At 68.2% G+C, this 11,765-nt stretch carries 11 protein-coding genes; 9 read left to right on the top strand and 2 right to left on the bottom strand.

What is annotated here, in order from left to right; genetic code table 11:
• The coding region (locus tag IRZ30_RS11730) for a hypothetical protein (protein WP_294085329.1) at window positions 1–217 on the top strand (217 nt) is incomplete at its 5' end.
• A gap of 67 nt (window positions 218–284) precedes the next feature.
• Here IRZ30_RS11730 and IRZ30_RS11725 read toward each other — a convergent pair.
• Window positions 285–1,763 carry an aldehyde dehydrogenase family protein gene (locus IRZ30_RS11725; protein WP_294085327.1) on the bottom strand — a complete coding sequence of 493 codons (1,479 nt, stop codon included), beginning with the start codon at window positions 1,761–1,763 and terminating at the stop codon, window positions 285–287.
• Window positions 1,764–2,037: 274 nt separating this feature from the next.
• Here IRZ30_RS11725 and IRZ30_RS11720 point away from each other — a divergent pair, with 274 nt between their 5' ends.
• Together IRZ30_RS11720 and IRZ30_RS11715 are read left to right on the top strand one after the other, a co-directional pair.
• Complete coding sequence (locus tag IRZ30_RS11720) at window positions 2,038–2,451, top strand: SH3 domain-containing protein (RefSeq protein ID WP_294085325.1); 414 nt, start codon at window positions 2,038–2,040, stop codon at window positions 2,449–2,451.
• Window positions 2,452–2,683: 232 nt separating this feature from the next.
• The gene (locus tag IRZ30_RS11715; protein ID WP_294085324.1) at window positions 2,684–3,733 is read left to right on the top strand and encodes a prephenate dehydrogenase/arogenate dehydrogenase family protein; all 1,050 of its coding nucleotides are present in this window, start codon (window positions 2,684–2,686) and stop codon (window positions 3,731–3,733) included.
• Window positions 3,734–3,747: 14 nt separating this feature from the next.
• Here the strand turns inward: IRZ30_RS11715 and IRZ30_RS11710 are convergent, their stop codons facing one another.
• Window positions 3,748–4,230: a hypothetical protein gene (locus IRZ30_RS11710; protein ID WP_294085323.1), complete on the bottom strand. Its 483-nt coding sequence runs from the start codon at window positions 4,228–4,230 to the stop codon at window positions 3,748–3,750.
• A 200-nt stretch (window positions 4,231–4,430) separates the two neighbouring features.
• Between IRZ30_RS11710 and IRZ30_RS11705 the strand changes: the two genes are divergently transcribed.
• From IRZ30_RS11705 to uvrB, 6 genes are all read left to right on the top strand, one after another.
• Window positions 4,431–5,468 carry a ThiF family adenylyltransferase gene (locus IRZ30_RS11705; protein WP_294085322.1) on the top strand — a complete coding sequence of 346 codons (1,038 nt, stop codon included), beginning with the start codon at window positions 4,431–4,433 and terminating at the stop codon, window positions 5,466–5,468.
• Between the two features lie 8 nt (window positions 5,469–5,476).
• Complete coding sequence (locus IRZ30_RS11700) at window positions 5,477–6,640, top strand: aminotransferase class V-fold PLP-dependent enzyme (RefSeq protein ID WP_294085321.1); 1,164 nt, start codon at window positions 5,477–5,479, stop codon at window positions 6,638–6,640.
• A gap of 9 nt (window positions 6,641–6,649) precedes the next feature.
• Window positions 6,650–7,057, top strand: a complete 408-nt coding sequence (locus tag IRZ30_RS11695) for a hypothetical protein (RefSeq protein ID WP_294085320.1) — start codon at window positions 6,650–6,652, stop codon at window positions 7,055–7,057.
• 239 nt (window positions 7,058–7,296) lie between these two features.
• Entirely contained in the window at window positions 7,297–7,758 is a 462-nt protein-coding gene (locus IRZ30_RS11690) for an NUDIX domain-containing protein (RefSeq protein WP_294085319.1), read from the top strand.
• 150 nt (window positions 7,759–7,908) lie between these two features.
• Entirely contained in the window at window positions 7,909–9,510 is a 1,602-nt protein-coding gene (locus tag IRZ30_RS11685; RefSeq protein ID WP_294085318.1) for a thiamine pyrophosphate-dependent enzyme, read from the top strand.
• Window positions 9,511–9,603: 93 nt separating this feature from the next.
• Complete coding sequence (uvrB, locus tag IRZ30_RS11680; RefSeq protein WP_294085316.1) at window positions 9,604–11,598, top strand: excinuclease ABC subunit UvrB; 1,995 nt, start codon at window positions 9,604–9,606, stop codon at window positions 11,596–11,598.
• The last annotated feature ends 167 nt before the right edge of the window (window positions 11,599–11,765 follow it).

The raw sequence follows: 11,765 nt of genomic DNA, 5'->3' as shown, positions 1-11,765 counted from the left end.
GGTCGGGACGGGGCTGATGCTCTTCCTTCCGCCGATAACCAGCTTCTTCCCTCCGCCGATATCCACCGAACCGGGGCCATCCACGTTCGCCTGGTGCATCATCCTGGCCCTCGCCTTCTTCGTGTGGCACCTCGGTCGGGAGCGACCAGCAACTGAGTCAACGCGTGACCCAGCCCGCTACGACGGCACGGCTGCCAGCATCCCCCCGGCAACCTAGCTAGATCCAAAACAAAGCCCCCTCTCCCCTTGTGGGAGAGGGGTTGGGGGTGAGGGGTACGCTCCCCCTACGTATCAATCTGCGCTCGCTGCAGGCGGCCGCTGTAGTCGACGTAGATGCTCTGCCACTCGGTGAACACATCCAGCGCGGCCTGGCCCGCCTCGCGGTGGCCGTTGCCGGTCGCCTTGGTGCCGCCGAACGGCAGGTGGATCTCCGCGCCGATCGTCCCGGCGTTGACGTACAGGATGCCGGTGAAGATGTCCTGCATCGCCCGGAAGGCCTTGTTCACATCCCGGGTGTAGATCGCGGCCGACAGCCCGTACTTCACGCCGTTGGCAACCTCGATCGCCTCGTCCAGGCTGTCCACCGGGATGATCGCCGTCACCGGGCCGAAGATCTCCTCCTGCGCGATGCGCATGGTCGGCTTGACGTTGTTGAAGATCGTCGGCTCGTGGAAGTGGCCGCGGGCCAGCGCACCGTCGCGAGCGATCTTGCCGCCCACCACCAGCTCGGCGCCTTCGTCCTGCCCAACGGCGATATAGGAGTGGACCCGCTCCAACTGCGAGGCGCTGACCAGCGGTCCGACGTCGGTCGTCTCCTCCAGGCCGTAGCCGAGCCGCATCCCGCCGGCGCGCGCCGCCAGCTTCTCCACCAGTTCCTGCTGGATCGCGCGGTGGGCGATGACGCGGCTGGCCGCCGTGCAGCGCTGGCCGGAGGTGCCGAAGGCGCTCCAGAGGATCCCGTCTACCGCCAGGTCGATGTCGGCGTCGTCCGTGACGATGATAGCGTTCTTACCGCCCAGCTCCAGCGATACCCGCTTGCCCAGGCGCGCGCCCTCGACGGAAACGTGGGTGCCGGTGTCGGTCGAGCCGGTGAAGGAGATGAGCGCGACGTCCGGATGGCGCAGGATGGCATTCCCGACGGTTTCGCCGCTGCCCATGACCAGGTTGATCACGCCGTCGGGCAGGCCGGCCTCCTGAAAGATCTCGACCAGCCGCACGGCCATGCGCGAGGTATAGCTCGCGGGTTTGAACACCACGGTGTTCCCGGCGACGAGGGCGGGCATGATCTTCCAGGTCGGGATCGCCAGGGGGAAGTTCCACGGGGTGATCACGCCGACTACCCCCAGCGGCTTGCGCACCGACATGTTCCACTTGTTGGGCAGCTCAGACGGCGTCGTCTGACCCCACAGGCGGCGCCCTTCGCCCGCCATGTAGAAGGTCATGTCGATGCCTTCCTGCACGTCTCCGCGCGCCTCGGTGAGGACCTTCCCCATCTCCTCGGTCATCTCCCGAGCCAGTTGCTCCTTGCGCTCGATCAGGAGCTGGCCGACCCGGTAGAGGATTTCACCCCGCTTCGGCGCCGGGAAGAGCCGCCAGCGCTTGAAGGCCTCGCGCGCCGCTTCGACCGCGGCCTGGACGTCCTCCTCGGTGCTCTTGGGAAACGTGCCGATCAGCTCACCGGTGGCCGGGTTGGTGCGCTCGAATTCCTCACCAGAGCGCGAGTCCACCCACTTACCACCGATGAAGTTCTTGAACTGCGCCATCGCGTCCCTCCGTCCCTGTGACGACCAATCCCGCCCGGTCGTGCCGCCCGGTGTGCCCCGTTGGGAGCGTCCGGACTGAACGCCGACGGACCGCAGCACGGCGGCGGCCGGTTCCCAGCGTAGTATAATCGCCCGGAAACGGGATACCGGCAGGATGCACACGTCGTGGTGAGCCGGCGTGTGTCAGGCGATGCGGGGGACAATGGTCGAGCCGAGTCTGACTTCGAGGTTGCGTCAACGCTCGCGCCGGTCGGGGATGTTGATCGGTCTGAGCATGGCAATCAGCATCCTCATCATCATCGCGGGCTTCATCTGGATCTACGTCCGGCTCGGCCCCTACCTGAGCGACTTCATCCCGAGCGGCGCCGCCGATGCGACACCGGCCCCGACGGAGGTGGCCGCGGCTGCCACGCCTGAGGCGACGCCGACACCTGAACCAACCCCCGAGCCACCGACGCCCACGCCGACCTGGCAGGCGACACACCGGGTGAGCGCCAACACCGACGTGAACTTCCGCTCGGGACCGAACACGATCTCACCGCCGATCCGTACCCTCGCCCCGGGTACCCTCCTCCAGTTCCTGGGCGAGGAGCAGCAGACGGGCAACACCACCTGGATGCGCTGTCGCCTGGAAGACGGCACCGAGGGTTGGATCGCCGCCACCCTGGTAACACCCTACGAGCCGTAGCTCGGCGGGCTCGGGTGTTCACGAGACCACGGCCCGGCGCCAGAAGACTGCTCCCACTCCGATGACGTGGTTCCTGACCGGGATCCACCCGGCGGCGACCAACGTCACGCAGACAAGCAGCACGCGGCCCACGACTGGGAGTCGTTCCGCGTCGTCTTATCCACGCTGTTTGATATACTCACGTCGGGGTTTTCCCCACGACCACGCGCGGCTGTCACGCGAAGGGTGAGCAATGCAGAGGGTCTCGATCATCGGGCTCGGCCTGATCGGCGCATCCATTGGATTGGGGCTCAAGCGCTGGGCGACGGATAACGGCCGGCGTGAGCCGGTCCTTGAGATCTCCGGCTTCGACGTCAGCCTCGACGTGCAGAACTACGCCAAGAAGCTGGGCGCGGTGGACCGCACGGAGTGGAACCTCCCCAACGCGATCGAGAGCGCCGATTTCATCATCATCGCCACGCCCGTCGGGGCCGTACGTGAGGTCTTGCAGTCGATTGCCGAGCACGGCCGGGACGGCGTGGTTGTCACCGACACAGGCAGCACCAAGGCCGACGTTCTCTCCTGGGCAGCCGAGATCCTCCCGCCCACGATCCACTTCGTCGGCGGGCACCCGATGGCCGGGAAGACCCAGAGCGTGGAGGGCGCCGAGGCCGACCTGTTCAAGCAGGCAACGTGGGCGGTCTGCCCCACCGTCACCGCGAGTGAAGAGGCCGTTCAGACCGTCCTGGGCATGATCTCCGCGCTGGAGGCCGAGCCGCTCTTCGTCGACGCGCACGAGCACGATGGGTTTGTGGCCGCCATCAGCCACCTCCCGATGCTGCTCTCCGTCTCGCTCATGCGCACCGTGCGGAAGGATTCCCAGTGGCGGGACATCCGCCAGCTTTCGTCCAGCGGCTTCCGCGACGTGTCGCGCCTGGCGGCGGGCAGCCCGGAGATGTACCGGGACATCTGCGCTACCAACCGCGAGAACATCGTGCGCTGGGTCGACGCCGCCATTGCCGACCTTCAGTACCTGCGCGACCTGATCAACACCGGCAACGAGGAGACATTGGAGACACTGCGCGCGGTCTTCGAAGAGGCGCGCGATGCCCGGGCCGACTGGGTCACCACCGAGCGACGCGGCGGAGGCCTGGTGCAGGACGCCGACAAGGAACTGACGCCCTTCTCGATGGGCGAGCAGATGCAGCAGATGCTGTTCGGCAGCCTGTTCCGCCGCAAGCCGCGCGGCGGCCGGGACCCGCGCGGCGGCGACAAGCGCGGCGTGCGACCCGAGCGGGAGTAGCCGCCCGGCGCGGCTTAGGGCACGATGCGCCACTCGGCCGGGAGGCTGTAGTGGTAGAGCATCGACGTCGGCCGCCCGCCGCGGCGAACCCGACCGCGGCCGGTCCGCTCCACATCGGCGTAGCTGTTCTGCACCTGAATAATCCGGCGCTGAGATAGGTTGATAATGATGAGCCCCGTTGCGGCCGGTTCCAGGCTCGCCTTGCGGGTCGCGGCGTCGAGCACCCGGAACGGTGGCAGTTCCGACGTTGGCAGCTCGGCCATGAGCCGGTGAAACGCTTCGGGATGCTCCGGCGTATTGTGCTCGTCGAAGACGGCCAGGCCGGAGCGAACGCTATCGACGAAGTCGGCGTCGTACGGCCGGGTGTAGTGGAGCAGTTCATGCAGGTTCCGTGGCTGGCGGCTGCACGCGGCGGCGATCATCTTGATCGCGTGGCACGGGCCGACAAAGCTCACGACGCCGGAGTCATCGTTGATCGTAAAGCGGATAACATACACCGTTGGTGAACCCTTCAAGGCAGAGCGAACCCAGCCTGGGGCTGGGTACGGAGCCGCGGTGTGATACGGCACGGGGCATGCGGGAGTGGGATACTGAGCCGACGCGTGCCGCGCGACGCTGGCGCCGGGCGGCCGCCCGGAATCAGCAACGCAACCTTACCACACCCGCCCGCGTCCCTTGACCAGAACGGATGGGTCACGTGATCGAGACACGCTCCACGCCCGCACGCTACCAGCGGCAGGCGATCTTTGCGCCGATCGGACCTGAGGGCCAGCAGTGCATCCAACGGGCGCGCGTCTGCATCGTCGGCGTCGGCGCACTGGGTACCCACGTGGCCGACACCCTGGCCCGCGCCGGCGTTGGCTTCCTCCGCATCGTCGACCGCGACGTGCCGGAGCTGACCAACCTACAGCGGCAGATCCTCTTCGACGAGTCGGATCTCGACGCCGGCCTGCCCAAGGCCATCGCCGCCGCCCGCCGCTTGAGCGCGATCAACTCCGAAATCGAGATCGACGCCCGCGCCGTCGATGTCAACCAGACCAACATCGAAGGCCTAATCGGCGACGTCGACTTCGTCATCGACGGCACCGACAACTTCGAGATCCGCTACCTGCTTAACGATGCCTGCGTGAAGCAGGGTATCCCGTGGATTTACGGCGGGGTCATCGGCAGCTACGGCATGTCGATGACGATCCTGCCGGGTGAGACGCCCTGCCTGCGCTGCGTCTTCCCCGACCCGCCGCCGCCCGGCGAGGCACCGACCTGCGACACCGCGGGTGTCCTCGGCCCGGCAGTGGCCGCCGTGGCCGCGATCGAGTCCGCCGAGGCACTCAAGCTGGCCACCGGCGCGCGCGAGAACCTGAACCGGACGTTGCTGTCGCTCGACATCTGGGATCTCACCTTTGACCGCATCCCGCTTGGTGAGCCGAACACCGAGTGCCCGTGCTGCGGCCGGCGCCAGTTCGAGTTCCTCAACCGCGAAGCGCCGAGCCACACGACCCAGCTCTGCGGGCGTGACGCGGTCCAGGTGCTGGTTCATCCGCCCGCACGGATCACGCTGGCGAGCCTGGCCGAGCGGCTCAAGCCGGTGGGCGAGGTGGGGTACAATGCGTACCTGCTGCGCTTCCGGACCGACGGGTATGACCTCACCGTCTTCCCTGACGGCCGAGCGATCATCAAGGGCACCACCGACCCCGTGGAGGCGCGCTCCGTCTACGCCCGCTACATCGGTATGTGAGGCACGCGATGATCTACCTCGACAACGCTGCCACCAGTTGGCCCAAGCCGGAGCCGGTCTACGAGACGCTTGGGTCATTCCTGCGTGAGGCCGGTGCCAATCCGGGCCGTTCCGGCCACCGGATGGCGGTGCGTGCGGCGGCCGCCGTCGAAGGGACCCGTGCGGCGCTCGCGCGCCTGTTCGGAGTGGACGACCCGCGCCGGGTGATCTTCGCCTCCAATGCCACCGACGCACTGAACCTGGCGATCAAGGGCATCCTGTCGGCCGGCGACCACGTCGTGACGACGGTGATGGAGCACAACTCGGTGCGCCGACCGATCCGCGCCCTCGAGGTGATCGGTGTCTCCACCACCAAGGTTCCTGCCGATGCCGAGGGTTTCGTCACGCCCGAGGCGGTGCGGGCCGCGCTCCAGCCCAACACCCGTCTGGTGGCGATCACCCACGCCTCGAACGTCAACGGCGCCATTCAGCCGGTCGCGGAGATCGCCGAGGTGCTCGCGGATCACGGCGCATTCCTGCTCGTCGATGCCGCGCAGACGGCCGGGACACTGCCCTTCACCCTGGACGAGATCGGCGCCGACCTGCTCGCCTTCCCGGGCCACAAGGGGCTGATGGGCCCGCCCGGGACCGGCGGGCTGATCCTCGGTCCACGTGTTGAGATCGACGATCTGACCCCGGTGCGCGAGGGCGGCACCGGCGGCAATTCCGAAGAGGACTTCCAGCCGCGCACGCTCCCGGCGCGTTACGAGGCGGGGACCGTGAACACCGTCGGCATCGCCGCGCTCGGCGCCGCGCTGGACGTCATCGCGGAGACGGGCGTCGCCGCGATCGGCGCCCACGAGCGTGAGATGACTACCCGGCTGATCGAGGGGCTGCGCGCGATTCCGGGTGTCCGTGTCCTGTCGCCGAGTGACCCGGAACGGCGCGTGGCCGTCGTCTCAATCACCGTCGACGGCTGGGAGCCGGCCGATTTCGGCGCGGCCCTCGACGACGCGTTCCAGATCGCCTGCCGCACTGGGCTGCACTGCGCGCCGGAGGCGTGCCAGGCGTTGGGCGCCTTCCCGGGAGGCACGGTGCGGTTCAGCCCGGGATTCTTCACCACCGCCGAGGAGATCGACCGGACCATCGAGGCGGTGCGCGAGTTGGCCAAAGCCTCGCTCCAGATGGTGTGACGGGTCATCATGGCAAAGAAGCGCTACACCCGGGTCGAAGAAGAGATCATCCAGATCCTGGACAAGGCAGACCGTGAGCCAACCTGGCGGCGCCTGCGACCGCGGTGGGGACTCAATCGCCGGCCGCCGGGCCCGCGACGACCGCGAGTGGCAACCCCCGACTGGATCTGGATCGCCGTCGCTTTCGGCCTGGCGCTGGTCGCCATCGTCGCGCGGGATCTGTCGGCGACCCTCGCCATGGTCCTGGCCATCGCCAGCATCCTTGCCTTCTTCGCCCCGATCGTGCTGCGCTGGCGCGCTCCCGCGCCGCCGCCCATCCAGCGCTGGCGCGGGAAGGACATCGATCTGCCGCCCCGCCGGGCCGGCATCATGGGCGAGATCCGCTACCAGCTCTGGCGACTACGGAATCGCGATTAGCGACCGGCCCAGGGCGCCGTTCCCTGCTCCCAACCGTTGAGCGTGAGGCAGGCATGAGGGCCGCTCTCATGGGACGGTCGACGCTCCGTCCACGGCCCGCGCGTCTTTTCTCTCTCGAAAATTGGCGCATTGGACCGGTGGCGTCCACCTCGTTGATGTGCTATTCTGCCGGTCGATGCACCGTCATGCTGGCCGGTCGGCACGTGGGCGCCCACCGGCGCCCCGACTCGAGGAAACCTATGCCGCGGATCGTCAGCGACATCGTAGACGTCTACATCTTTCGCCGGACCAAGCATGGTGCCCAGTTCCTCGTCGTCCGCCGACGCCCCGACCTCGTGCTCGGCGACACCTGGCAGTCCGTCCACGGCAAGATCGAGCCGGGTGAGAGCGCCGTCGACGCGGCCCGCCGCGAGGTCCAGGAGCACACCGGCCTGATCCCGACCAGGCTCTACTCCGCCGACTACATCAATCAGTTCTACGACCACAAGACCGACAGCGTGGTCCTCGCGCCGGCCTTCGCCGTGCAGGTCGAGCCGACCGCACAGCCTCGGCTCTCCCAGGAGTACTGCGACTACGCCTGGTGTGACCTGGAGGAAACAGTCGCCCGATTGCCGCTCGCCAGCCAGCGTTGGGCGGCCCGCCACATCTACGACGTCATCGCCATGGGCGGCGAGGAGGCCGAATTCTACGCCCTGCCCTAACAGTTCCGTGCCGTGGTAGCATTGCCGCGGAGCCGGTTCCGGACGCACGGCACAGACCCCTCCTCGTGTTCGGGAATGGTTCCTGCGACGCGAGCGGCAGCGCCCGCATGAGCAAGCGGACCTTTCGACCCTGACGCTCTGCGGACGGGGGTGATTCCCATCGACACGGCGCTCTACCTATCCGACTATCTCCTGCGCAACGGCACCCAGCGCGTCTCGGTGGTACCCGACCCCGAGGTGGCCACGATCCTCAACGCCTGCCGGCTGCGGGGGGTGTCGACCATCATCACCCCCGACGCCACCGGTGGCGCGATGCTCGCCGCGGCGGAGAGCGCCGTCCACGGCGGAACCGGCGTGATCGTCACCGGCAGTGGCCCGAGCGCCGCCGCGGTAGCCACCGCTGCTGCCCAGGCACAGATCGAGCGGCGCTCCCTCATCGCCATCACCGTCGAGCCCGATGGCGACGAAACCCGCATCGCCGCACGGCGCACGCTCGATCTGCGGGCACTCTTCGCCAGCGTGAGCAAAGGATCCTACCGCCTGCGCGCCGACAACGCGCGAGAGCTGGTCCCCTTGGCCTGGCACCTGGCCACCACGCCGCCGCGCGGAGTCGTGCACCTGCGGGTCTACAGCGACGAGCTGACCAGACCGGCTGCACCGGTGCGCGGCCAGGCACACCCACCCGCGCCGCCTCCTAGCGAGGAGTACGAGACGCTCCGCCGCCGAGCGGCCGACATGATCACCGCCGCACAACGTATCGTCGTCCTGGTCGGGCCGGATGCGGTCGAGGAACGCGCCGAGACGGCCGCACGGCTGCTGGCCGAGCAGTGGGGCGCTGCGCTGGTCGTCACGCCGATGGCCAAAGGCGCAGTGCCGGAGACCGACCCCGCCTTCGCCGGGGTGTACGGCGCGTTGGGCGACTACCCGATCGTCGAACTGATCGAACAGAGCGACCTCGTCGTCGCGTTCGGTGCCACCAGTGCCGACTTCGTCCGCCCGTGGCGGACCTCGGTGCCGACGATCCTCCTCACCCCCAACGGCCCGGACCCCGGTCTTCCCGCCGAGGTCACCTTGGTGGGGCCGCTCAACGCGCTCGCCAACGACCTCCCGCGCCAGGCGGGCGCCTACGGGGACGGCGACCAGCGATCGAGCGCCGTGCGGCGCGGCATTCAGGACGCCCTCGGGCACCCGGCCCCCGACGCCCACCCGCTGACACCGCAGCACGTCATCGCCGAGTTGCGGCGGTTGGCCTCCGCCGACGTGCCGCTCGCGGTGGAGACCGACCTGGTCGGGCTCGTCGCCGCCCAGCTCTGGACGACCACTCAACCGCGCACATTCCTCATGAGCAACGGTCTCGGGTTGCCCGGCGCCGGGCTCGCGCTTGCCCTTGCGGCCGCGCTGCACCGGGACGGCGCACCGGTGATCTGGCTCGGAACCGACACCCCGCTGACGGTTCGCTCGGCCCTGCTGGCCCACGTCCGCAGCATGCAGGTGCCGCTTCCGCTCGTCGTCATCAACCAGGGTGTGCATCTCGACCTGCTGCGCGTGCAGGAGCGCGCCGGATACCCGGCAGTCGGCAGCGCGTACCCGCCACCGAACCTGGAGGCGCTGGCGGCCCTCCACGGGCTGGCCTACGCCCGCGTCGAGTCGCCCGATGACCTCACCGGCACCATCGCGGCCGCCTTCACGGCCGGGCGGCCCTCCCTGGTCGACGTTGTTACCGAGCGCGACTACTGGTGGCGCCGCGGCTAGGCTCCCGCGCCGCCTCCCGGTCCTCTCCCCGCCTTCGGTATACTTCGAGATGCCGTGATCGCCGGCAGTTCGACACCGGGGCGAGGAGATGTCATGCCCGAATTCCAGCTAGTCACCGATCTCCGACCGACCGGCGACCAGCCGAAAGCCATCGCCCAACTGGTCGAGGGGCTCCAGCGCGGCTACGATCAGCAGACCCTGCTCGGCGTGACCGGGTCGGGCAAGACGTTCACCATGGCCAACGTCATCCAGGCCGTGCAGCGCCCCACGCTGGTGCTTGCGCCCAACAAGACTCTGGCCGCGCAGCTCTACAGCGAGTTCAAAGAGTTCTTCCCGCACAACGCGGTTGAGTACTTCGTCAGTTATTACGACTACTACCAGCCGGAGGCCTACGTCCCGCGCACCGACACCTACATCGAGAAGGACGCGGAGATCAACGACGAGATCGACAAACTGCGGCACGCCGCGACGCGAGCGCTGCTGACCCGCCGGGACGTCATCATCGTCGCCAGCGTCTCCTGCATCTACGGCATCGGCTCCCCCGAAGAGTACGGGAAGACGATCGTCTCCCTGCGCCGGGGCGCCACCGTCCGGCGCGACAAGGTGCTGCGCCATCTGGTCGAGATCCAGTACGAGCGTAACGACCTGACCTTGATGCGCGGTACCTTCCGCGTCCGCGGCGACACGCTCGACATCTTCCCCGCCTACGAGGAGATCGCGGTCCGGATCGAGTTCTGGGGCGACGAGATCGAGCGCATCGTCGATATCGATCCGCTCACCGGGGAGGTTCTGGCCGAGCGCAACGAGATCGACATCTACCCCGCCAAGCACTTCGTCACCAGCCAGGAGAAGCTCCAGCGCGCCATCAAGAGCATCCAGGAGGAGCTGGAGGAGTGGCTGAAGCACCTGGAGGCGGAGGGGAAGATCCTGGAGGCGGCGCGCCTCAAGCAGCGCACCCTGTACGACCTGGAGATGCTGCAAGAGGCCGGATACTGCTCCGGCATCGAGAACTATTCCCGGCACCTCTCCGGGCGCAAAGAGGGTGAGCCGCCCTGGACGCTGCTCGATTACTTCCCGGACGACTACCTGATGTTCATCGACGAGTCCCACATGTCGATCCCGCAGGTCCGGGGCATGTACGGTGGCGACCGCTCGCGCAAGGACATCCTCGTCGAGTTCGGCTTCCGCCTGCCGTCCGCGCGGGACAACCGGCCGCTCACCTTCGACGAGTTCATGGACCACATCAACCAGGTAATCTACGTCTCGGCGACGCCTGGTGAGTACGAGTTGCAGCACAGCAAGCAGGTCGTCGAGCAGGTGATCCGCCCGACCGGACTGCTGGATCCGGAGATCAGCGTCCGGCCGACCAAGGGCCAGATCGACGACCTGATCGACGAGATCCACCGTCGTGTCGCCCGCGGGGAGCGGGCGCTGGTCACCACCTTGACCAAGAAGATGGCGGAGGATCTGGCCGACTACCTCAAGGAGATCGGCATCCGCACCCACTACCTGCACAGCGAAATCGACACGCTGGAGCGGATCGAGATCCTGCGCGACCTGCGGCTCGGCGTCTACGACGTGGTGGTGGGGATCAACCTGTTGCGGGAAGGGCTGGACCTGCCCGAGGTGTCGCTCGTCGCCATCCTCGATGCCGACAAGGAGGGCTACCTGCGCTCCGAGAGCGCGCTCATCCAGACGATCGGCCGGGCGGCCCGCCACGTCGAAGGGACGGTGATCATGTATGCCGACACCGTCACCCGGTCGATGGAAGCCGCGATCAACGAGACCTACCGGCGCCGTGCCATCCAGATCGCTTACAATCAGGAGCACGGCATCGAGCCGCGCGGCATCGTCAAGGAGGTCCGTGACCTGACCGACCGCGTGCGCGCGGTGGCCGAAGAGGCGAGCCCCTACCGGGCCGAGTCGAAGGCCGGGGCGATCGCCGAGTTGCCGCCCGACGAGCTGGTGCGGATGATCAAGGACCTGGAGCGGCAGATGAAGGAAGCGGCCAAGATGCTCGAGTTCGAGAAGGCCGCCCTGCTGCGGGACCAGATCATCGAGTTGCGACGCATCCAGGAAGTCGTCTGAGGCGGGCATTCACCGCACCGGGGACCGTCGCTCACCGCACCTCAGCCATCCGACCCCGGCGACAGCAGGTACAGCATCGGCAGCGGCGCCCGGCGCCGCCGCCGCCCGCGGGGGGGGGGTGGGGGGCGGGGGCCCCGGCCCGCCCCGGGGCGGGGGCCGCCGCCGCG

This window comes from Sphaerobacter sp. (assembly GCF_019683595.1).
Taxonomy (GTDB): domain Bacteria; phylum Chloroflexota; class Chloroflexia; order Thermomicrobiales; family Thermomicrobiaceae; genus Sphaerobacter.
Note: the sequence above shows the minus strand (reverse complement) of the source record. Positions and strands in the feature narration are given on the sequence as shown.

Excerpts from the sequence above, each read along its gene's own strand:
- IRZ30_RS11725 (WP_294085327.1), bottom strand. The coding sequence starts at position 1,763 with ATGGCGCAGTTCAAGAACTTCATCGGTGGTAAGTGGGTGGACTCGCGC.
- IRZ30_RS11720 (WP_294085325.1), top strand. The coding sequence starts at position 2,038 with ATGGCAATCAGCATCCTCATCATCATCGCGGGCTTCATCTGGATCTAC.
- IRZ30_RS11715 (WP_294085324.1), top strand. The coding sequence starts at position 2,684 with ATGCAGAGGGTCTCGATCATCGGGCTCGGCCTGATCGGCGCATCCATT.
- IRZ30_RS11700 (WP_294085321.1), top strand. The coding sequence starts at position 5,477 with ATGATCTACCTCGACAACGCTGCCACCAGTTGGCCCAAGCCGGAGCCG.
- IRZ30_RS11695 (WP_294085320.1), top strand. The coding sequence starts at position 6,650 with ATGGCAAAGAAGCGCTACACCCGGGTCGAAGAAGAGATCATCCAGATC.
- IRZ30_RS11690 (WP_294085319.1), top strand. The coding sequence starts at position 7,297 with ATGCCGCGGATCGTCAGCGACATCGTAGACGTCTACATCTTTCGCCGG.
- uvrB (WP_294085316.1), top strand. The coding sequence starts at position 9,604 with ATGCCCGAATTCCAGCTAGTCACCGATCTCCGACCGACCGGCGACCAG.